This is a genomic window from Natronorubrum daqingense (assembly GCF_001971705.1).
GTDB classification, from domain to species: Archaea; Halobacteriota; Halobacteria; order Halobacteriales; family Natrialbaceae; genus Natronorubrum; species Natronorubrum daqingense.
In genome coordinates, this window is sequence record NZ_CP019327.1 from 950,807 (window position 1) to 971,233 (window position 20,427).

Below are 20,427 nucleotides of genomic sequence, written 5' to 3' on the forward strand. Positions count from 1 at the left end.
GTCCTGATACCTCGTTTCGACAGCGATTACGATCGACGCCCGGCCTGCCGATTCGCAGCCAATCTATTTATGTTCACTCGGTGGCCGTTTGGCCATGGCAGAGAAAACCAACACGAAGGAGGATGTCTCACGGGAACGAGCGGCCGACCTCGTTCAGGAACTCGCTCGAGAACTCCGACGTGATGGCACGGCCAACGTTCGCGTCGGAAACAAGACGCTGACGCTCACACCGGCACCGGAACTCGAGTACAAGATCGAAGTCGAAGAGCGCTCGCCGATGCTCGGTGGACCGCGCGAAGAAGTAACGGTCACGCTCGAGTGGGAAGTCGACGAAGAACCGTCAACCGAGTAATTCGACGGCGCACGCGCCGTAGTGTGGGTGTGAGTTATCCACTCAGTCTTTCGTTTCGGTCGGGAGCTGATTTGTCGGCCCCCCTTCGACGTTGTCGGCGACCGTCTGGCGATTCGTCGCGCCGATTTGATCTGCGACGTCGGCAACGAGGTCTTCGACCGTCTCCTGAACCTGACTCTCCTCGTCTTTCACGAGCGCGCCCTGGCTTCCATCGGCACCGAAATCCGGGTGGATCGGAATCTGGCCGAGCAACGGCACGTCGTACTTGTCGACGATCGTCTGTGCGCCGTCGGTACCGAAGAGTCCGTGCTGGTCGTCACACGACGGACAGATGAACGAACTCATGTTCTCGACGATGCCCAACACCGGCGTGTCGTGTTTGTTGAACATCTGAATCCCTTTCCGGGTGTCCTCGAGGGCCATCTCCTGTGGCGTCGTCACGACGACTGCACCCGTCACCGGCATCGACTGGAGGAGGTTCAACGTCGCGTCGCCCGTTCCCGGCGGCAAGTCGACGATAAGATAATCGAGACGACCCCACTCGACGCCCTCCAGGAACTTCAGCATGAACTTGTTGACCATCGGCCCACGGAGGATCGCCGGATCGTCTTCGTCTTCCATCATCATCCCCATACTAATGACTCGGACGCCGTCCGATCGTGGCGGGACGATGTCCTCACTCGGCGTCACGCCGGGATCGCTCTCGGGCGGCAGAATCTTCGGAATGTTCGGGCCGTGAATGTCCGCGTCGAGCAACCCGACCATCGCCCCCCGTTTCTCGAGTCCAGCGGCAATGTTCGCGGCGACCGTCGTCTTGCCGACGCCACCCTTCCCAGAGGCGACGGCGATAACGTTCCGAACTCGTGGGAGAACTTGATCGTCGAATCCGTGTTCCTCGCCGACGTGTGCACGCAGGTCGGCCTCGAGTCCGGCCTCGTCACACACCTCTCGAATTCGATTGCCGAGTTCCATCTCGGAGGGGGCATACGGCGCGTTCATCGCCAACTCGATCCGGGCGGTTTCGTCCTCGATTTGGACGTCGTTGACCAATCCGTGCGAGACGATATCCCCGCCGAGGTCCGGGTCTTCGATCCCCTCGAGTTCGATCTGAAGTTCGTGTTCTGTAATACTCATAGTGCGTTAGGTGCGTTATCAGTGCATAAGGGGTCGGAATGGGATACGTGTGATGGTTCGAGAGTTGCCGGCAAACCGCTCGACGGGTGCGTGAAACGTCGATCGTCCGTCGCCTCAGATACTCGGCACACCACCGTAGAAGATGATCCCGATGAGTACCGTCATGACGAGCATCGAGACCCACATACTCGTTGCGATGCCGACGAGATACGTGACGCCGAGCAACCCGACTTTCGTGTCTCGCGGAGCGCCCGTGAACCAGGCGATGATCATGACGTAAATCGGCAGTAAGACGACGCCGAAAATGATGTACGTCCCCTCGTTTGGAAAGCCGGTCCACCCGTCGGTCCCCTCGAAGCCGTGATAGAGGATCGTCGCGAGCGTGTCAGCCAGAGTCATAGTCTGGGTTTGCGCCCCGGTCGGGTCGTGGTTTCCCCTGGGTGTGCATGGATGTCATGGGAAAGTCGGGGCTCGCGGGGCAGCGTCCATCGAGCGCGAAAAAAGTCGAGAACCGGTCAACGGGCGGCCCGTCCGGTTAGAACAGGAACCCGAAGATCGGGATGGAGTCGGTCGGACCGTGGGAGCCGAGCGGTTCCGGAAGCCCGCCGAAGAACAGGACTCCGATGATCACGGTCAGGATGAACATCCCGATCCACATCTGTGCGGCGATGCCGATGAGATAGGACACGCCGAGCAGTCCCGTCTTCGTGTCTCGAGGTTCGCTGACGAACCACGAAATGACCATCACGTAGATGGGAACCAACACGACGCCGAAGATCAGGTAGGTCCCGACGTTCGGGAATCCGGTTACTCCTTCGGTACCACTGTAGCCGTGGTAGAGCGGTTCTGCGAGTGTGGCTGCGAGTGCGCTCATGCTTTCACCTCTGGTTCAGTTGCGGCTTCGTCTGCTTCCTCGTGGCCGTGTCCGTGATCGCCACGCAGGTGTTCGACGGCGTGGAGTTCGACGACGGGAACGACCTTAGAGACGACGAGGAAGATCAACGTGACCATCCCGATCGTGCCGACCAGCGAGAGCCACTCGATCGCGCTCGGGAAGTACTCCCCGGGCGTGTTCGCGTAGATCTCGAACTCTGGGTGAAGGAAGCCTTCGACGACGAAGATCATCTTCTCACCGAGCGTGCCCATGAGCACGGCGACGGAGGCGACGATCGCTCGCGCCTTCGTGAACAGCGACGGTCGAATCGCCTGTGCGAAGATGAAGATGAGCGTCCCGAAGACGAGGGCCATCGACCCGAGGTACATCCAGTGGCCGATCGTCGCTTCCTGAGCGACTTCCGTGCTCACCGGTGCGGCGAAGAGGCCAGTGACGTTCTGCTGAAGCTGGAGCCAGACGAACAGTAGGCAGAAGAAACCCAGCCACAGGAGCAGCCCGCGGAAGACGTCGTCGGTCATGATGTGATCCCAGTCGTACGCGCGTCGGAAGGCGTAGGCGACGATGATCACGCCACTGATCGCCGAGGTCAGTGCGATCGTCAGGAACTGTGGTCCCTGCACGGCGCCGAACCAGGCTGGCATACCGGGCAACACTGCGAACAGCCACGGAATCACACCGCCGTGGAGCAGCAGTGGTGCCATGATGATGATCGCGAGTGCGAGCCACCAAACCATCCGCTCGACGACCTCGTCTTCGTCCTCGGTGTAGCCGAGGGTCAAGACGTTGTAGACCGGCGAGAGATAGCCTGGAAGGTCATCTCGCAGCCGCGTGATGTCGTAGCGAAGCGTCAGTGCGAGGTAGGTCGCCGTCAACACGAAGTAAGCCGTGATGACGGTCACGTCCCACACCAGCGGCGAGTTGTTGACCGTGATGTGGTAGTGGCCGAGGATGCTCGTGACCATCCGATCCGGGCGTCCCATGTGGACCATAATGTAGAAGCCAGCCGCGGAGAGGCCGGCGATGGTCAGCAATTCGGCGAGGCGGGCGACCGGCATGTATCGATCCATGCCGAGCAGTCGGACCGCAGCGGAGAGGATGATCCCGCCGTGAGCGATCCCGACCCACCAGATGAACGCGCCGATGTACAGTCCCCAGGTCGCACCGCCGCCGGTCCCCCAGTCGGAGAGGCCGGTAACCGACATCCCGACGTAGAGCTGGTAGACCCAGGCGACGAGAAACGCACCGAGTGCCAGGGCACAGACACCGAAGAGGATGAAGAACTTCTTCGAGAAGTTGTCGATCGGACGAAGGATGTCCGCTTCGGATGGCGTCTTCGTGCTCATAGGGACACCCCAGCGTCACCGACCGTCTCGTCGTCGAGGATTTCCTTGCGGTTGTCGACCAGATCGACGCGGTCGCCGTCTGCTCGCTGGTAAGAGACGTTCCCGTAGTCGGATTGCTCCTCGGGATCCTCACTCTGTTCGGCGTTCGGTCCGGGTTCGTTACCCAGGTAGATGATGTTCGGGTTGGTCCCCATGTCCTCGAGCAAGCGGAAGCTCGAGGCAGGGGTGCCAGCGTACTGTTCGATGAGGCTCTGTGCAGCGCCTTCGTCTGGGCCATCGAACTCGTCTTGCGCTTCGTCCTCTTCTTCCTCGTCGGCTTCGTCTTCGTCCTCGTCTGCACCGTTTTCGTCGTCTTCCTCGTCGTCTTCTTCAGGTGCATCTGCGAGGTCGAGTTCCGAGAGGACCTCTTGGCTCTCGAGATCCAGTCCGTGGTCGGCAATGATCTCGAGCGCAGCGGCGACGAACTCCTCGTTCTGTGCGAGGTAGTCCTCGCCGCCACCGAGTTCGTCCTCGGCGGTGATCTCGAGTGCGAGCAAGAGTGCGAGGCCTTCCTCGTCGTCTTCTACGGCACCGAGACCCTGGAAGTCGTAGGCGTCGAGAACCGCGTCGAGGTCCTCGTCTTCGCCGTCGAGGGCGTCTTCGAGTTCCTCGAGTTCCTCCTCGACGTCGGCTTCGTCCGGAGCGAAGTCCGTGAGCGTCCGACCGCGACTCGGGTTGTCGGCGTAGATTTGTGGGTCGCTCGTCTCGTCGTTCATATTGCCGAAGTGGATGGCGTCCTGCGGGCAGGTTTCCTCACAGGCTGTGGTGCCAACCATCTCGTCGCCCATACCGCCGTCCTGGCGGGTTGGGCACATCGTACACTTGCTCATCGTTCCGCGTGGTGCACGACTGTCGACCCACCGATCCTCGGAGGTCATGTGATCGGAATCCATGTCCTCGTGGTCTTCGGCGATTTCGTCCGTCGAGATGTCGGGTTCGTTCCACTGGAAGTAGTTGACGCCGTAGGGACACGCGACCTGACAGTATCGACAGCCGATACAGACGTCGTAGTCCGTCAGCACGAGGCCGTCGGAGTCACGGGTGTGTCGTGCCGTGGTCGGACAGACCTTCTCACAGGGTGCGTCGGTGCAGTGTTGACACGGACGGACGAGCAGGTTGTTGCTCGTGTCTGGGGTGCCCTCTGGTTCGTCGTACTCGAGGACGTACATCCAGTTGACACCCTGATCGAGGTTGTTCTCCTCGGCACAGGCAGACATACAAGAGAGACAGCCGTCACACTGCTCGAGGTCGATGGTCATTCCCATCTGGACGTCGTCGCCATCTCCGCCGGCGTCGTCGCCTTCCTGGGAGATACCTAGGCTGGGTTCGCTGTCGTCGACGGTGCCCCACGCACCGAGACCGACGGCAGCGGCACCGACGCCCATCTTCTTCATGACGTCGCGGCGACCCTCCTCGCCGTCGTCGTCGAAGGCCGAGAGCATTCGGGCTACTCCGCCCTTCCCTTCTTCCTGAGCAGCCTCGTAGGCTTCCTCAGTCGGGCGGTCGTCGACGCCGAATTCGTCCATCACGTCGTCGTGATACATTTCGTGGAATTCGGCTTCAGACAGTTCGCCCTTGGTGACGCGCATTGCGTCCTGGGCCATTTGCATACCGAGATCGGAGTCGTACTCGGTGTCGTCGAGCATTCCTTCGAGCTCAGTCTCCCACTCTTGTCCGAGCGGGTGGAAAGATTCGTCGTCCGTGCTCATTTCGGTAGCACACCTCTGGACGAGAATCCGCTCGTTGCGAAGTAATAACACGCCGACACGTAGTTGAATACGGTCATCTGTGGATCCTCTACTACCGGACTCACAACTAGATCAGGTTCAAATATAGACTCGATTTCCATCGGGTGAGAATGGACGCGAAGATGTTCGTGCCTTTATTAGGGAGGTAGACCGTTTTCCCTGAATTGGCCAGCACGTGTTCCTTCATATCATGGACCAGGGGGCGACCGAGATCCCTCGTCTATCGCCCGACAACTGCGTCGGAGTTTCTTATCGTCCAGCGTGGTACGCCGTGTCAACTTCCAAAACTACTCGTGAGGTGGACGTGATTCGAACGAACCCGCGCGGTTGCTCGCCGATTCAGCGGGTGGCGAAGTGTTCTTCCAGTTCATCATCGGCATCACTCTGTGAAACGTCGTCGACGAACCGTTTGATGATCGAGCCTTCTGCCCGGTGAAGTGTTTCGCTACACGTCGATTTCGCGATGCCCAGATGTGCTGCGAGTTCCGTCAGGGAACTCCGGCGTGGCGTATCGTAGTATCCCTCTTCGACGGCGGTGACGACGATCTCGAGTTGGCGCTCGGAGAGGAGTTGGCTCTCGTGGAGGCGCTCGTGGACCTCGTCGATTCGATAGTCGACCGGCGAGTACTCGAGTTGCTCGGCGAGTCCAGCGAGATGGTCTCGCGTTCCGGTCACCTCGATCGTCGTTTCACCGTCGACGATCTCGAGCGGGAACTCGAGGGGGAGTTCCGACCCTCCCGAGGAGAAGGGGGCGAGTGACTCAGCCGTCTCGACGTGAACGGTCGCCTCGTTGTCTCGACGCTGGAGGAGGGTAAACGCCGTAATCTGTGGATGCTCACGCACGTCCTCGAGTACCTGAGAACGGTTCGACTCGGTTATCCGGACGAGCGCGAACCCACTCTCGGCGTCGCCGAGTGCCGCAAGCACCTGGAAGGTCGCCTCCGGATACGCCGTCGAGAGCTGGCCTATCCAGTTGCGTTCTGGCATCGTAATCGTGAGTATCGCCTGAGCCATGCGAGCGTCTCTTCTCGATCGTAGCCTCGCTCCGTCCGAATAGACACTGGCTATTCCCACCCGTTGGGAACGGCCGACGACAAGATGGCGAACGGGCTCACCGGTCATCATCGAACCACTCGAGAAGATGCGTGTTCAAGCGCTCCGGGCGTTCGTGTTGTACCCAGTGACTCGTCTCCGGCCACAACTCGAGGCGACTCGTCTCACACCGGAGGTCCGCGTCGATCGCCAGTGCAGTCGTCAGCGCGACGTCGTCAGTTCCCCAGACGACGAGCGTCGGTGGCGAAACCGGTTCTCGATCCAGACCAGGGGGATACCGTAGCGCCGCCCGATACCAGTTCAGCATCGACGTGAGCGCGCCGGGTCGTCTCCAGGCCGACCGATAGCTTTCGAGTTCGTCGTCCGTGAACGTTCCAGTTGGCGCCATGGACGTGAGCGCTCGCTCGAGGATCGTGAAGTCTCTCGCGCGACAAACGAGTTCCGGGAGGGTCGGGAGTTGGAACCAGCCGGCGTACCAGCTTCGTCGAAGCTGTTCCGGGTTCGAGCGCAGGTGCTCTCTGAACACCGTCGGGTGGGGCGCGTTGACGATCGCGAGTCGATCGACCGCCGATGGAAACCGCTGGGCGAGATTCCACGCGACGACGCCGCCCCAGTCGTGGCCGACGACGAACGCGCTGTCGCGACCCTCGTTTTCGATCAACGAACGGACGTCTCGAGTACATTCCTCGAGTCGATACGGGCGCACGCCGTCGGGTTTCTCGCTCAGATTGTATCCGCGCTGATCGGGAACGAGAATCCGAAAGCCCGCCTCAACGAGGGCCTCGAGTTGGTGGCGCCACCCGTACCAGTACTCCGGAAAGCCGTGCAGTAATACGACGAGTGGGTCCGTCTCTTCGCCAGCCACGACCACGTGCAACTGGACGTCGTTGACCGTTCGGACGGTCGATTCCGCGTCGATGGACGATCGGAGGGCCGTTCCCGTCTCGGAACCGAGAGACGAATTCGTCACCATAGCGCGACTCTAACACCAAAGCGCGTGATAGCTCCGTGGGGTCGTTACGTCCAGACGCGAAGACATTCGCTCGAGCAAAAGTGGAGGTCGATTTGCTCACCGGGGGAGTCCGTCACGTGCGTCCGAAGCGTGTACGCGACTGCTGTCGCCGAACAGTTGTCACAGCTCATAGCAGAGTTATTTGTTTCGATGATATTCACTATGGAGTGACTATACGAGCAACGAGACGGGTAAAGTCGTACTAACCGCGGGAAATGTGATCTTGAAACGCGAGCGCCCCGGGAGCCGCCACTCGATTACGCCGGCGTCGCCTCTTCGGCCTCGAGCAACTCGTGATACCGGTTGCGGATGGTTACTTCCGAGATGCTCGCGACTTCGCTGACGTCGTTTTGCGTGACCTTCTCGTTAGTGAGTAAGGCGGCGGCGTAGACGGCGGCGGCGGCGAGGCCGACCGGTGACTTGCCGCTGTGAATCCCCTGACCCTTCGCCGTCGACAGGAGTCCGCGAGCGCGTCGTTCGGTTTCGTCAGAGAGCTCGAGGTCGCTCGCGAATCGGGGGACGTAGTGTTCGGGGTCCGCCGGTTCGATCTCGAGACCGAGTTCTCTGGCGACGTAGCGATACGTTCGGGCGACCTCGTCTTTCTCGACGCGGCTGACGGCCGAGATTTCGTCGAGGCTGCGGGGCGTCCCGGCCTGTCGGGCAGCTGCGTACAGCGAGGCCGTCGCGACGCCTTCGATCGAGCGACCGGGGAGGAGATCCTCGTCGAGCGCGCGCCGATAGATGACGCTGGCGGTCTCGCGGACGTTCTTCGGGAGACCGAGCGCGGAGGCCATCCGGTCGATCTCGCCCAGCGCCTGCTTGAGGTTGCGCTCCTTGGAGTCGCGCGTTCGGAAGCGCTCGTTCCAGGTGCGCAGCCGTTGCATCTTCTGGCGCTGGCGACTCGAGAGCGAGCGGCCGTAGGCGTCTTTGTCCTGCCAGCCGATGTTGGTCGAGAGGCCCTGGTCGTGCATCATGTTCGTCGTCGGCGCACCCACGCGGGACTTCTCGTCCTTCTCGGCGGCGTCGAATGCGCGCCACTCGGGTCCGCGGTCTATTTCACCTTCGTCGACGACGAGGCCACAGTCGCGACAGACGGTCTCGGCGTGTTCGGCGTCGGAGACGAGTCGGCCGTCACACTCCGGACAGCGCTCTCGCGTCGAGGATTGCTCCTCGGAGTCCGTCGACTCGTGCTGGCGTCGCTCACCGCTCCGCGTTCGAATGGTGGAGTCAGTCATTGTGTTGTCACATTTTCACGACGCTCACTGGAAAACGTGCTATCGTAGGGAAACCCAACGAATCCTCATCACTTAAATTCTTCGATAGTACAGTGAGATGAACTGGCGAGTGCAAGGTGGTGATATCGGAATACCTCGGGAACACACGTTCTGCAGACAATCAGTCTGTCTCGATTGACACACTCGCCGAGTGATACGAGGCGAGACTCGAGTGTGCGCGTATCGAAACGCTTACTCCCCGCTGGCTAGTGCGAGCAAGCATGAGCGACGCCGTCAGTCCCGAGGAAGTCCGCCACGTTGGCGAACTGGCTCGCGTCGACCTCGACGACGACGAGGTCGACCAGTTCACCCAACAGTTCGGTGACATCCTCGAGTACTTCGAGACGCTGGATACGGTGCCCGAGGTCGACCGAGAGGCCGACCTGACGAACGTGATGCGACCCGACGAGGAACGCGAATCACTCGATCACGAGGCGGCACTCGAGAACGCAACAGAGACCGAAGACGGCTACTTCAAAGGACCGAACGTCTCCTGATCATGTCCGAACACATCTTTATCACGAAAGAGACGATCGACGGCGCGGACGAAGGTCCACTCGCCGGCCAGACCGTCGCCGTCAAGGACAATATCTCGACCGAGGGCGTCCGAACGACCTGCGGGTCGACGATGCTCGAGGAGTACGTCCCGCCGTACGACGCGACGGTCGTCGAACGCGTGACGGACGCCGGCGCGACCATCGTCGGGAAGGCGAACATGGACGAGTTCGGAATGGGAACGACCACGGAGACCTCCGCGTTCGGCTCGACGGACAATCCGGCCGCGCCGGGGCACGTTCCCGGTGGTTCCTCCGGTGGTTCGGCCGCAGCCGTCGCCGCTGGCGAGGCCGACCTCGCACTCGGGTCGGACACCGGCGGCTCGATTCGCTGTCCCGCCGCCTTCTGTGGCGTCGTCGGCATCAAACCGACGTACGGGCTGGTCTCCCGGTACGGACTCGTCTCCTACGGCAATAGCTTGGAACAGATCGGCCCGTTCGCGAACACCGTCGAAGACGCCGCCTCCCTGCTCGACGTCATCGCCGGAAGCGACGAGCGAGATGCGACGACGCGAGAACCGCCACGCGGTTCGGACGATCGAGCGGGCGACGCCCGCGAGACGCGAGGTGAGGACGACTCGAGGTACGCCGACGCCGCAACGGGCGACGTCGACGGGCTGTCGATCGGTGTTCCGACGGAACTACTCGAGGGTGCCGACGACGGCGTCCTCGAGGCCTTCTGGGACGCGATTGCCGACCTCGAAGCGCAAGGAGCCGAGTACCACGAGGTCTCACTCCCGTCGGTCGAACACGCCGTCGAGGCCTACTACGTGATCGCGATGTCGGAAGCCTCCTCGAATCTCGCCCGGTTCGACGGCGTCCGCTACGGCCACTCCGCGGACGCCGAGGGCAACTGGAACGACGTCTTCGCCGAGACTCGCAAAGAAGGCTTCGGCGACGAGGTCAAACGCCGCATCCTCCTCGGCACCTACGCCCTCTCGGCGGGCTACCACGACAAGTACTACAAGAAGGCACAGGACGCTCGAGCGTGGGTCAAACAGGACTTCGACGAGGCGCTTTCGGACGCCGACGTGCTGGCTTCGCCGACGATGCCGGTCACGCCGTTCGAGCAGGGCGAGAGCCTCGACGACCCGCTTCAGATGTACGTCGCCGACGCGAACACCGTCCCCGTCAACCTCGCCGACCTGCCCGCGATTTCGGTGCCAGCCGGCGAAAGCGACGACGACGGCCTCCCTGTCGGCCTCCAGTTGGTCGGCCCCGCCTTCGGCGAAGAACGACTGATTCGAGCGGCGAGCGCGCTCGAGTAACGAACGCCATCCACTGTTTTGCAGCAATTTCCACGAGTCAGGATCTGTCAGTGGGAATCGAGAACGCCATCTGCGAGGCTCTCCGTCGATGGTGATGCGGCAGAATCGAAACCAGCAGTTGGTTACTCCTCGTAGGCGAGGTTCATAATCCACTGCGAGAACGCGTCACTGTTCGGGTCGACTTCCTCTTCACCGATATACGGCGAGAGCATGTCGCCGGCCATCAACAGCGTGAAGTCGAGGTCTCGAGCGGTCGGCGTGATGTAGTAGGTGTTGTGTCCGTCATAGACGGCGTCTTCGCGGTCGACGAGTTCTTTCTCGACGAGCGACTCGACGATTCGACTACCCTTTCGCGAGGAGACGTCCAGTTCCTTCCAGAAGTCACTCTGGTGGATCCCACCACTCTGACGGACGAGTTCGAGCCCGGCGCGCTCGTCCTCGGAGAGTTCGGCTTCGATCGCAGAAACGCTCACGGTGACCACCTCTCCGTGCTCATCGCTCGGAACGGGAGTGCGTCCATGTACGTATAAGGTTGGTCGAGGCGCTTAAATGTGCCCTTCGACGCTGCAATCGTCACTGATGGCGCGCGTGTTGGCGCACCCGGGAGCCTCGAGGTCGACGGGTTCGTACGCCGTCTCACACGGCGGACCTGGAGCGAACGCGTGTCGTGTCGGTGACGATCCGAGCGCGATCAGCGACGACGAGCGCGTTCCGTACCCGTTTTCGTGGAGACAAACGCCGTAGTCGTGATCCGCGAGGACTCCGCCAGCCCGCTCGAGCCACTCAGCGGCCGTCTCTTCGGTAGGGTCCGAAAGGACGTCGCGAACCGCGCGAGCGCTGTCGGCTTGCTGGCGGCCGGCGTTGGCCCGGCGGTCCGGAACGTCGACGCGGTCGTCCACGGCCACGTTGACGACCACGTGGACGCCCGGCTCGAACTCGAGTCGCGAGAGCGTCCCGTCCCACTCGTAGCAGTAGGCGTCCGTCTCGTCTGCAATCACGAGATAGAAGCCGTCGTACTCGATGTCGGCCGTCTCGGCCTCGAGAACCCCCGCTGCTTCAACGGCGGATTTGGCCGAAAGCACGTCTGCCACGAGCAATCCTCGAGATCGATCGCCGGCGAGGTCCGCGTCGGTCCACTTGTTCGTAATGCCCGCGAACACGCCGAACTCGTTGTACCCGATCCAGGTGCCGCCCGCTTCGGCGTCCCGGGGTGCGACAATCGCCGGCTCGTCTCGGTAGCGTCCCGGCGGTTCGGACGGCCGGCCGACGGCCTCGTCACGATTCGCAGCGACCGCGACCGGCGCGTCGTCGAATACCCGCCACGCGAGTGTCAGTGTACACACGACCGCCGTTTAGGCCGCCAACGCCTTAACTTCGCTTGCGTTCAGGACAGCTCAGAGACGTCGATCCCGCGCTCGAGGAGGAGGGCTCGCGCGCCATCTCGGTCGACGGTTCCCGACGCCGTTCGGGGAAGCGAGTCCGCGAGGGCGATCGTCTTCGGCTGTTTGAATCCGGCGAGGGAGTCCCCACAGCGTTCGAGCACGGACTCGAGGTCGATCGAATCCGCTTCGCTCGAGGCGACCCGACTCGAGTCGGCCGACTCGGCTTCCGTCGCATCCGAGCGACCCGATTCGTCGGGAACGACGAGCGCTGCGACGCGTTCGCCCCACTCGGAGTCCTCGAGTCCGAGCACGACAGCCGTGTCGACGTCGGGGTGGGATCGAATCGCGGCGATCACTTCGCCCGGGTCGACGTTTTCGCCGCCGGTGACGATTCGGTCGCTTCGTCGGTTGAGCACCCACAGCCGGCCCCCGTCGTCTCGGTACCCGATGTCGCCCGTGTGGAGGCCGTACTCGTCGAACGCGGCGTTCGTGTGCGCGTCCTCGAGGTATCCCGGCGTCACCGTCGGCCCGCTGACGACGAACTCCCCCGTTTCGCCGGGGTCGAGGGGGTCGCCGTCTTCGTCGACGACGGTCACGTCGGTGACGAGCAGCGGCGTTCCCGCCGTTCCTGTGTGATTGGCGAGATCCTGTGGCGTCGCCGTCGCGATTTGGGAGGCCGTCTCGGTCATGCCGTACGTCGGGTACACCGGCACGTCGGCAGCGAGACACCGATCGAGTAACTCGCTCGAGGCCGGTGCGCCGCCGAGTAAGACGAAACGAAGCGCTTCGTCGGGTTCCCACCCGCCGTCGAGCAGTCGCTTACACATCGTCGGCACGAGCGACACACCGGTGATCTCGTACTCCTCGAGCACGCGTGCGGTCTCGTTTCGGTCGAAGGTTCGCTGGATCACGACCGTCGTCCCGTACAGCGTCGATCGAACGACGGGTGCCAATCCGCCCATGTGGTACATCGGCAGACAGCACAGCCACCGGTCGGACGGGTCGGTTCCCAGACGGAATGCGGAGGCAGTCGCACTCGCGATCAGGTTACCGAGCGTCAGGCGAACGCCCTTCGGATCGCCGGACGTACCCGAGGTGAACATGATGAGGAACGTCTCGTCTCGCTCGAGCGCGGACGACCCGCTCGAGGAAACTGTAGTCCCGCTCGACGATTCTGAGGGCACCGTTTGCGGTGAGCGAGTGTTCGGTGAGCGCGCCGTCTCCTCGAGCGTCGCTCGAATTCGTCCGGTTCGGTTCGCACTCGGCTCGTCGACCGAGAGAACGGGTGTCGACGAGCCACCCGTGTCGACCGTCTCGGCCACCTCGAGCGCCGCCGACTCGGTCTCGCGTTCACAGACGATGGCCGTGAGAGCGGTCCGTTGGGCTTTCCAGGCCAGTTCGTCGGTCGTCTCGCGGACGTTCAGCGGGACGACGATAATCCCCGCTCGCATCGCGGCGAAGACGAGCGTTACGAACGCCGGTCGCGTGTCGACGAGCGTTCCGAGTCGCGGCCGTGCCCGGGTATCGTCGACGGCCGCGAGCGTTCGATCGAGCGTCTCGGCCACCCGATCGACGAGTGCGTCGAGTTCGCCGTACGACCACTCGCGTCTCGTTTCGTCGTCGAGCAGGGCCGTCCGTTCCGGCGTCGTCTCCGTTCGCATCGCGAGGAGATCACGGGGTGCGTCTGCGAGTGGGTCTCCGATCACGCGTCCCACACCCCCTCGACGCCGAGCCCTTTGGCCTGCGGGACGACGGCCGACCCGTTCTCGAGCAAGACGGGATCGTTGCCCAGGTCGTCCGCGAGCAGGTCCGCAGTTGCCAATCCACAGGCTGGAACGTCCGGGATCGACGCGGCGACGTGAAGCGCCCCCGTCCGCGCGACCACGCCGTCGATCGTCGTCGTGACGATTGGCTCGATATCGAGCATCCGTACCCACGCCGCGATCTTGCGGACAACGTCGATCCCGCCGAGCGCCATCGGTTTCAGAATGACCGTATCCGCCGCACCGGCGTCACAGATTGCGTCGACACCGTGCTCGAGCAATCCTTCGTCCAGCCCGATCGCGACGCCGTCCTCGCCGACGCTTCGTCTGAGGTCGGCGTGACCGTCCAGCGATCCGGCCGGTAGGGGCTGCTCGAGGAGCGAGACGTCGTACTCCGCGAGCGTCTCGAGTGCTCGCGTCGCCTCCGCGACGGTCCAGGCACCGTTCGCGTCGACCCGGAGTTCGACGTCCGGACCGACGGCCTCGCGGGTGCGGGCAATTCGCTCGAGATCCGTTTCGAGCGAGCGCTGTCCGACCTTCAGCTTACAACTCTTGAAGCCGCGCTCGACGGCCGCTCGTGCCTCCTGTGCGGTTTCGGCCGGGGATCCGGACCCGACGGTCGCGTTGACCGGAACCCGTCCGACCAGCGGGCCGTTGCCGAGGTACTGGTACAACGGCGTCGACCGGCTGGTCGCCTGCAGATCCGCGAGTGCGAGCGTTATCGCGTGTCGAGCGGCGACCTGATCGCTGACTGTCTCGAGTGCAGTTTCCGGGTCGACCTGCACGGCAGACTCGGCCCGCTCGAGGGCGTCCCGACAGTCCTCGAGCGATTCCGTCCACCCCGCGAGGGGCGTCGCTTCGCCGTAGCCGACCGGGGCTGGGTTTCCCTCGTGGTTCGCGTCCACGATTCTGACCAGAAATCCGTCCCGCGACTCGATCGTCCCGTCGCCGGTTTCGAGCGGGGCGGCGAGTGGAAGCGAGAACGACCGGTACTCGAGTTCGAGTTCGCGGTTCCGGTCGCGGTCGTCGGTACAGGATCCACTCACAGGACCACCCCGAGCGCGAACAGTAACGAGTACAGCGCGAGCAGCTTTCCGGTCCCCTCGAGCGCCGGATTCAACGCCTCTCCGTCAGTTCGAGTGTAGATCGTTCGGGTCAAGACGGCCGCGTACGGCAACGTGAGCAGGGGTAACAAGACGGCGATTCCGTAGCCTTCGCCGAGCCAGAACCACACCGGCGTGGCGTAGGCCAGCGCGAGCATGGCCACGTACTCGAGGCGACTCCACTGGTAGCCGAGCCTGACCGCGAGCGTTCGTTTGCCGGTTTCCGCGTCCGTCTCGAGGTCTCGGATGTTGTTCACGACGAGAATCGCCGTCGAGAGGCCGGCAACGGGAAGACTCGCGAGGAACGCCTCTCGCGTGAGCGTCCCCTCTGGAATCGTCGTCGCGAGTGGATCCGCGAGCGTCGCCGCGGCCTGCACGTAGAACGCCCCCATCACGGCGACGACGCCGAAGAAGACGAAGACGAACAGATCGCCGAGTCCGTGGTAACCGAGCGGATACGGTCCGCCGGTGTACGCCCAGCCACAGAAGACGCTCACCAGTCCGATGAGGAGGATCGGAACGCCGCCGACGTAGACGAGATAGGTGCCGGTGGCGATCGCGAGCGCGAACGTCAGGATCGTCGCCAGCTTGACCTGCTCGGGCGAGATGATCCCCGCCTGCGTGACTCGCGTGAACCCTTCCCTATCGTCGGTGTCGGCTCCCTTCATCGCGTCGTAGTAGTCGTTCGCGAAATTTGTCCCGATCTGGATCAGCGCCGCACCGACGAACGCCATCACCGCCGGCCCCAGCGCGAACACGCCCTCGTGAATCGCGAGCCCCGTCGCGACGAGTATCGGTGCCGCAGCCGCGGGCAAGGTCTGTGGACGCACAGCCATCACCCACGCCTTCGTCCGTGAAATGTCGACCTCCGCCGTACTCATTGCACCAGAGTGGTACTCGCGGGAGTGTGAACGTTGGCATTGCAGTCGACCACCGCCTCGAGACGAGCGTCGCGACTCTTCCATCGTGAGTTATCGAACGCGTCCACAATCGAAGTGAAATCACTTCCGGAACCGGCTCCGGCACCGGCCGGGAGCAAACCGACCAGCGACGGAAAACGAGCCATCTCCGACGGAACGCAAACCGATCAACGCCGCCGGCAGAGGAACAGGAGCGTCCCGCCGACCGCGACCAGTGCGACCAACGGGGTACCCGCCGGGATCGAATCGTCCGCGCCGTCACTCGAGTCACCGTCGATTTCGATCGAGCCGTCGCGTTCGATCGACGCCTGCGGGTACTCGCTGATCAGCATCGCCTCTGAATCGGTAATCTCGAGGTCCGTCTCCGTCGATGGTGCGTCCTCCGCGACCTCCACCGTGATCGTCGCCGCCGTTTCGGTTGCGACCGCGCCGTCGCCCGAGGGCTCGCGTTCCTGCTCGATCGACACGGCTCCGTCCTCGTCGAAATCGGTGGCCCCGTTGACCTCGGCGTCGTTGGACCCCTCCGCGAGCATCAGCCCGTGTTCGACGTCCGTCACCGTAAGCAGGTCCGAATCGTACTCGAGGTCGACGGACAGTTCGTCGATGCCGTCGCCCACGTAGTCGCCGTGGGTGCTCGCGACGAGGTCGACCGTGATCGTCTCGCCGGCGTTGGCCTCCGACTCGTGGGGATCGAAGTAGATCGTCGTCGCGTTGTCGCCGCCGGCGACCGTGGCTGGGACGACGAGCCCGGCGACGAGCGCACACGCGAGCGCAGCGGCGATGACGGCCGAGCGCCGTCGCCGAGGAGGCGACGTGCTCATCGGACCTCGGGAACGTCAAACTCGATCGGGGGCATCTCGAGAAACGCCGTCTCGTACCCCTGGTGGCGAGCGACCTGCGGGGGGGCGTCAACCTCGACGGTCACCCCGTCACCGGCGGCCGCGTCCGGGAGCGGCCCGGCGTAGTGCAGGCCGTACTCCCCGTCGATCGTCTGCTCGAGGTCAGCGTCCGCAACCGACTCGTCCTCACGCTCGAGGATGGCGCGAATCGACATATCCGCCAGCGGAACCCGGTTGTACGGCGTTCGCGGCGAAACGAGGAGCGTCGTCTCCCCGTCGACCGCGAGTCGAGAACTCGAGTCCACGAGCGTCGCGACGAACGCCGCGTCGCCGCTGCGGGGGAGGTCGCCGTCTTCCGGTTCTTCGGTCGACTCGAGTAGCGTTCCCGGATAGTCGCTGGCGGGTGGGAGCGAGGAGTAGGGAATGTCCTCGTGGTGGCCGTGATGGTCGTCGTCCTCGTGGTCTCCGTCTTCGTGACCGCCGTGATCGTCGTCAGCGTGCCCGTCGTCGTGGTGTTCGTCGTGCTCACCCGCGTCCTCGCCGTGCATCGGCTCGAGCGCGCCGGGTTCGCCCCACTCGTCTTCGTCGAAGTACGTCACGTCGAAGACCGCGTCCCGAAACGACTGGTCGTAGTCGAACTCGAACGTCGCCCGTTCTCGGTCGGTAAATCGATCCTCGAGGTCGCCCGTCCTCCGAACGGAGAGCGACGGCAACTCGACGTCGACGGTGTACGTTCCGTCGCCCTCGAGTGGGACGTTGTCGCCGAAGTGAAAGCCCATCTCCTGGGAAATCATCGTCCACGCCGAGCGCGGCGAGCCGACCGGGTCGCCGTCACGCGAGACGGCGATTTCGACGCCCTCGTCGACCGGGAGGATCGTCTCCGTCTCCTCGTCCCAACAGAGTACCATCAGATGGACGCCCTCCATCTGCTCGGGGTCCTCGCGCTCGACCTCGTCCTCGTCGGCCCCGCCGGCGACGACCCAGAAGGGGTGGGGATACGACAGCATCGGTGCGAGGGTGTACTCACCCGCATCGACGGGCTCGAGAACCCGCATCGACTCGCGGTGTGTAGGACGGTAGACGGCGTCCGGCGGGTCGTCGATCTCGGGAAACGCCGGGACGTCGACATCCTCGTCGGAGCCGCCGCCGTTTTCCCCGTCGCTCGAGTCGTCCCCCTCGTCGTCGCCGTCTCCGTCCGCGATACCGTCGAGACAGCCCGCCAGCGCGAGGGTGCCGGCTCCGACGCCGGTCAACCGCGCGAACGTTCGTCGGTTCATAGCTCGGTCGTGCATGGATCGAGTCGTGATTTTCTGAGTGGTTGTCGCGAATGTAAGTATCTGTTTTGCCGAATGGTCGACGTCACGTCTCGCCCGGATCGGGCGGCGGCAGTGCGCGCAGCGACCGCGACGGGATCAAGTAGTTCCCCCGCCGGGAGACGAACAGATAGCTCCGAATGCCGTTGTTCGCGTTCGAGACGGCCAGATCCTCGCCTTCCATCGCCTCTCGAACGTCGACGAACGTCTCGATATCTCGTTGGAGCGAGAGGAAGTGTAGTCCCGGCGTGTCGCCGTCGACGGTGTTGAAATCGCGGCGGAGCAACGGCGGCTCTCCGTCGATCCTCCCTCGAGCCGCCTTCTGTGCGTGCCCGACGACACCGCTTCGGGCGTCGTCCTCCGTCGCGTCGATCCGTTCGTCGGGTAGTTCGTTCGAGTCGGTCAGTTCCTCGCCGACCTCGCCCACCAGCTCTTCGTCCGCGTGCTGGGGACTGAACGTCTTCATCACGCGCTGGCGGTGGCTCTCCTGTTCGAACCACGTCCGGAGTTGCACGTCCATCGATTCGACGTGCTGGGTCGTCGCGCCCTCGAACGGTCCCTCCTCGATCGTCACCCGATCCTCGTCGGCCTGGCTCCGATCGAACCCGGAGCGAAAACCCATGAAGAACGGGGCCTCCTCGGGGACGGAGTCGGGAACTCCCGACACGTCGGTGTGCTCCGCCGGAAGTCCCGCCCCGACGAACCCGGTGCGGCGCTCGTCCTCGAGTCGCTCGAAGACGTCGGTGAGGTCGGTTTCGACGTCGACGCCGTTGACCGACGAGCGTTCGCCGAACAATCCTTCTTCGACTTCGAGAACGACGTCCGGATGGTCGCTGGCGAGGTGAATCACCGCGTCGGAGGAATCGGTCGATGGCTCCTCGCGCTCGGTGAGTGCCTCCGGAGCGGGCAAATCAACCGTCTCTGGAAGCGACTCGTCGAAGCGCTCGAAGTACGCCGGCGTGTAGCCGAGCGTAAACACCAGCCCGTCGTTGCTCCACTCGTACGCGCGCTCGAGCGTCCGTAACGCCGCTTCGATCACCGCTCGAGTTTCCTCGCTCGGTTCCTCGAGGAGCGACAGCGCGACGAGGACGTGGTGTTCGGGAAGGCGGACGTTTCCGTCGTCGTCTCGAGCGAGGGACTCGTTCCACGCGTGCTGGCGGGACGGGAGAGCGTCCGGATCGTCCGTCCCGCTCGGAACGTCGGTATCCTCGGTTTCGGAGAGACAGGCGCTGAGGGCCGTTGCTCCACCGATGGCGACGAGCGCGCGGAGGGAGTCCCGACGGGACAGTCCCGACCGATCGGGGAGTGTCACTGGTGTATTTTTCACGCCGATCCATCCAAAGCGTTACGCTTCCTGACAACTGCAACCGGAATATCCGAGGAATTCTGCAACCGTTCGCAGTCAGTAATGCCACGGATACTCGTCGAAATCGGGCTCGCGCCCCTCGACGAAGGCGTCTCTGCCCTCTTTCGCTTCGTCGGTCATGTAGCCGAGTCGCGTCGCCTCGCCGGCGAACACCTGCTGGCCGACCAGTCCGTCATCAGCCATGTTGAACCCGTACTTGAGCATTCGCATCGCCGTCGGGCTTTTCGCGTTGATCCGCTCGCCCCACTCGAGGGCCGTCTCCTCGAGTTCGTCGTGCGGAACCGCCTCGTTGACCATCCCCATCTCGGCGGCTTCTTCCGCGCTGTACGTTTTTCCGAGGAAGAACACTTCTCGAGCTTTTTTCTGACCGATCTGTTTCGCGAGATACGCCGAGCCGAAGCCGGCGTCGTAGCTCGCCACGTCGGGGTCGGTCTGAAGGAACTTCGCGTGCTCTTCGCTCGCGAGCGTGAGGTCGCAGACGACGTGTAGCGAGTGGCCGCCGCCGACGGCCCAGCCGGGGACGACACAGACCACGATTTTCGGAATGTGACGGATAAGACGCTGGACCTCGAGAATGTGTAGTCGCCCCTGTTCCGACGCGCGTGCTCGCGGGCGCTGTCCGTTCGAATTCTCCGTCTCCGAGGAGCGACGCGCCTCGCTCGCTTCGTCGCCGTTGTATTGGTACCCGTCGTCGCCGCGGACCGTCTGATCGCCGCCGGAGCAAAACGCCCAGCCGCCGTCTTTCGACGATGGACCGTTACCGGTCAGCAGAATGCAGCCGACGTCGGTCTGTCGTTTCGCGTGATCCAGCGCGTCGTACAGTTCGTCGACCGTCCCCGGACGGAACGCGTTCCGAACGTCCGGTCGATCGAACGCGATTCGAACCGTGCCCGAATCGACTGCCCGGTGGTAGGTCAGATCACGAAAGTCGAACTCCGCTACCGGTTCCCACTGCGTGTCGTCGAAACATTCCGAAACCATTGGCTCGCATTTCGCGTCCGGCAGGTGAAATAGGTTCGTCCTCGCGGTGTAGTGGCGACACCTACCGAACGCTCGAACGTCGTCTCCC

General features: G+C 63.4%; 21 protein-coding genes. 3 read left to right on the plus strand and 18 right to left on the minus strand.

Annotated features, from left to right (window positions below; all coding sequences use genetic code 11):
- The first annotated feature begins 94 nt into the window (after positions 1–94).
- Complete coding sequence (locus tag BB347_RS04655; RefSeq protein ID WP_076577923.1) at positions 95–352, plus strand: amphi-Trp domain-containing protein; 258 nt, start codon at positions 95–97, stop codon at positions 350–352.
- A 42-nt stretch (positions 353–394) separates the two neighbouring features.
- Here the strand turns inward: BB347_RS04655 and BB347_RS04660 are convergent, their stop codons facing one another.
- The 9 genes from BB347_RS04660 to BB347_RS04695 form a co-directional block, all read right to left on the minus strand.
- Entirely contained in the window at positions 395–1,486 is a 1,092-nt protein-coding gene (locus BB347_RS04660; protein ID WP_076577921.1) for an Mrp/NBP35 family ATP-binding protein, read from the minus strand.
- A gap of 114 nt (positions 1,487–1,600) precedes the next feature.
- Positions 1,601–1,885 (minus strand): hypothetical protein, encoded by a 285-nt coding sequence (locus BB347_RS04665; protein ID WP_076577919.1) that lies wholly within the window; start codon positions 1,883–1,885, stop codon positions 1,601–1,603.
- A 136-nt stretch (positions 1,886–2,021) separates the two neighbouring features.
- Positions 2,022–2,360 carry a hypothetical protein gene (locus BB347_RS04670; protein WP_076577917.1) on the minus strand — a complete coding sequence of 113 codons (339 nt, stop codon included), beginning with the start codon at positions 2,358–2,360 and terminating at the stop codon, positions 2,022–2,024.
- Positions 2,357–3,724, minus strand: coding sequence for an NrfD/PsrC family molybdoenzyme membrane anchor subunit (gene nrfD, locus BB347_RS04675; RefSeq protein WP_076577915.1), 1,368 nt, complete (start codon positions 3,722–3,724; stop codon positions 2,357–2,359). Before nrfD ends, BB347_RS04670 begins: the two co-directional genes overlap by 4 nt.
- Positions 3,721–5,472: a 4Fe-4S ferredoxin N-terminal domain-containing protein gene (locus BB347_RS04680; protein ID WP_076577913.1), complete on the minus strand. Its 1,752-nt coding sequence runs from the start codon at positions 5,470–5,472 to the stop codon at positions 3,721–3,723. Before BB347_RS04680 ends, nrfD begins: the two co-directional genes overlap by 4 nt.
- A 378-nt stretch (positions 5,473–5,850) precedes the next feature.
- Entirely contained in the window at positions 5,851–6,525 is a 675-nt protein-coding gene (locus tag BB347_RS04685) for a helix-turn-helix domain-containing protein (protein ID WP_076577911.1), read from the minus strand.
- 97 nt (positions 6,526–6,622) lie between these two features.
- A complete protein-coding gene (locus tag BB347_RS04690) occupies positions 6,623–7,537 on the minus strand; it encodes an alpha/beta fold hydrolase (RefSeq protein WP_076577909.1) in 915 nt (304 codons plus the stop codon).
- Positions 7,538–7,581: 44 nt separating this feature from the next.
- Positions 7,582–7,737 carry a DUF7576 family protein gene (locus BB347_RS19770; RefSeq protein ID WP_449289606.1) on the minus strand — a complete coding sequence of 52 codons (156 nt, stop codon included), beginning with the start codon at positions 7,735–7,737 and terminating at the stop codon, positions 7,582–7,584.
- A 96-nt stretch (positions 7,738–7,833) separates the two neighbouring features.
- A complete protein-coding gene (locus tag BB347_RS04695; RefSeq protein WP_076577907.1) occupies positions 7,834–8,811 on the minus strand; it encodes a transcription initiation factor IIB in 978 nt (325 codons plus the stop codon).
- Between the two features lie 260 nt (positions 8,812–9,071).
- Here BB347_RS04695 and gatC point away from each other — a divergent pair, with 260 nt between their 5' ends.
- Entirely contained in the window at positions 9,072–9,347 is a 276-nt protein-coding gene (gene gatC / locus BB347_RS04700) for an Asp-tRNA(Asn)/Glu-tRNA(Gln) amidotransferase subunit GatC (protein WP_076577905.1), read from the plus strand.
- A 2-nt stretch (positions 9,348–9,349) separates the two neighbouring features.
- Positions 9,350–10,672, plus strand: coding sequence for an Asp-tRNA(Asn)/Glu-tRNA(Gln) amidotransferase subunit GatA (gatA, locus tag BB347_RS04705; protein ID WP_076577903.1), 1,323 nt, complete (start codon positions 9,350–9,352; stop codon positions 10,670–10,672).
- Between the two features lie 122 nt (positions 10,673–10,794).
- On the opposite strand, the gene BB347_RS04710 is transcribed toward gatA, so the two are convergent.
- From BB347_RS04710 to BB347_RS04750, 9 genes are all read right to left on the minus strand, one after another.
- On the minus strand, positions 10,795–11,145 hold the full coding sequence (locus BB347_RS04710) for a helix-turn-helix transcriptional regulator (protein WP_076580100.1): 351 nt from the start codon (positions 11,143–11,145) through the stop codon (positions 10,795–10,797).
- Between the two features lie 72 nt (positions 11,146–11,217).
- The gene (locus tag BB347_RS04715) at positions 11,218–12,015 is read right to left on the minus strand and encodes an NRDE family protein (protein ID WP_076577901.1); all 798 of its coding nucleotides are present in this window, start codon (positions 12,013–12,015) and stop codon (positions 11,218–11,220) included.
- A 41-nt stretch (positions 12,016–12,056) separates the two neighbouring features.
- Positions 12,057–13,715: a class I adenylate-forming enzyme family protein gene (locus tag BB347_RS04720; protein WP_139326976.1), complete on the minus strand. Its 1,659-nt coding sequence runs from the start codon at positions 13,713–13,715 to the stop codon at positions 12,057–12,059.
- Between the two features lie 41 nt (positions 13,716–13,756).
- Positions 13,757–14,863, minus strand: a complete 1,107-nt coding sequence (locus BB347_RS04725) for a mandelate racemase/muconate lactonizing enzyme family protein (protein WP_076577899.1) — start codon at positions 14,861–14,863, stop codon at positions 13,757–13,759.
- Positions 14,860–15,801 carry a 1,4-dihydroxy-2-naphthoate polyprenyltransferase gene (locus BB347_RS04730; protein ID WP_076577897.1) on the minus strand — a complete coding sequence of 314 codons (942 nt, stop codon included), beginning with the start codon at positions 15,799–15,801 and terminating at the stop codon, positions 14,860–14,862. Before BB347_RS04730 ends, BB347_RS04725 begins: the two co-directional genes overlap by 4 nt.
- A 206-nt stretch (positions 15,802–16,007) precedes the next feature.
- On the minus strand, positions 16,008–16,661 hold the full coding sequence (locus tag BB347_RS04735) for a cohesin domain-containing protein (protein WP_076577895.1): 654 nt from the start codon (positions 16,659–16,661) through the stop codon (positions 16,008–16,010).
- Positions 16,658–17,971, minus strand: a complete 1,314-nt coding sequence (locus BB347_RS04740; RefSeq protein WP_076577893.1) for a DUF7350 domain-containing protein — start codon at positions 17,969–17,971, stop codon at positions 16,658–16,660. Before BB347_RS04740 ends, BB347_RS04735 begins: the two co-directional genes overlap by 4 nt.
- Before the next feature lie 67 nt (positions 17,972–18,038).
- On the minus strand, positions 18,039–19,304 hold the full coding sequence (locus tag BB347_RS04745) for a DUF7405 family protein (protein WP_076577891.1): 1,266 nt from the start codon (positions 19,302–19,304) through the stop codon (positions 18,039–18,041).
- 90 nt (positions 19,305–19,394) lie between these two features.
- Positions 19,395–20,339 carry a 1,4-dihydroxy-2-naphthoyl-CoA synthase gene (locus BB347_RS04750; protein WP_076577889.1) on the minus strand — a complete coding sequence of 315 codons (945 nt, stop codon included), beginning with the start codon at positions 20,337–20,339 and terminating at the stop codon, positions 19,395–19,397.
- Between the last annotated feature and the right edge of the window lie 88 nt (positions 20,340–20,427).

Coding starts and splice junctions, on each gene's coding strand:
- BB347_RS04720 (WP_139326976.1), bottom strand. CDS start 13,715: ATGCGAACGGAGACGACGCCGGAACGGACGGCCCTGCTCGACGACGAA.
- gatA (WP_076577903.1), top strand. CDS start 9,350: ATGTCCGAACACATCTTTATCACGAAAGAGACGATCGACGGCGCGGAC.
- BB347_RS04665 (WP_076577919.1), bottom strand. CDS start 1,885: ATGACTCTGGCTGACACGCTCGCGACGATCCTCTATCACGGCTTCGAG.
- BB347_RS04740 (WP_076577893.1), bottom strand. CDS start 17,971: ATGCACGACCGAGCTATGAACCGACGAACGTTCGCGCGGTTGACCGGC.
- BB347_RS04750 (WP_076577889.1), bottom strand. CDS start 20,339: ATGGTTTCGGAATGTTTCGACGACACGCAGTGGGAACCGGTAGCGGAG.
- BB347_RS04695 (WP_076577907.1), bottom strand. CDS start 8,811: ATGACTGACTCCACCATTCGAACGCGGAGCGGTGAGCGACGCCAGCAC.
- BB347_RS04730 (WP_076577897.1), bottom strand. CDS start 15,801: ATGAGTACGGCGGAGGTCGACATTTCACGGACGAAGGCGTGGGTGATG.
- BB347_RS04680 (WP_076577913.1), bottom strand. CDS start 5,472: ATGAGCACGGACGACGAATCTTTCCACCCGCTCGGACAAGAGTGGGAG.
- BB347_RS04655 (WP_076577923.1), top strand. CDS start 95: ATGGCAGAGAAAACCAACACGAAGGAGGATGTCTCACGGGAACGAGCG.
- BB347_RS04735 (WP_076577895.1), bottom strand. CDS start 16,661: ATGAGCACGTCGCCTCCTCGGCGACGGCGCTCGGCCGTCATCGCCGCT.
- BB347_RS04660 (WP_076577921.1), bottom strand. CDS start 1,486: ATGAGTATTACAGAACACGAACTTCAGATCGAACTCGAGGGGATCGAA.
- gatC (WP_076577905.1), top strand. CDS start 9,072: ATGAGCGACGCCGTCAGTCCCGAGGAAGTCCGCCACGTTGGCGAACTG.
- BB347_RS04670 (WP_076577917.1), bottom strand. CDS start 2,360: ATGAGCGCACTCGCAGCCACACTCGCAGAACCGCTCTACCACGGCTAC.
- BB347_RS04690 (WP_076577909.1), bottom strand. CDS start 7,537: ATGGTGACGAATTCGTCTCTCGGTTCCGAGACGGGAACGGCCCTCCGA.
- nrfD (WP_076577915.1), bottom strand. CDS start 3,724: ATGAGCACGAAGACGCCATCCGAAGCGGACATCCTTCGTCCGATCGAC.
- BB347_RS04685 (WP_076577911.1), bottom strand. CDS start 6,525: ATGGCTCAGGCGATACTCACGATTACGATGCCAGAACGCAACTGGATA.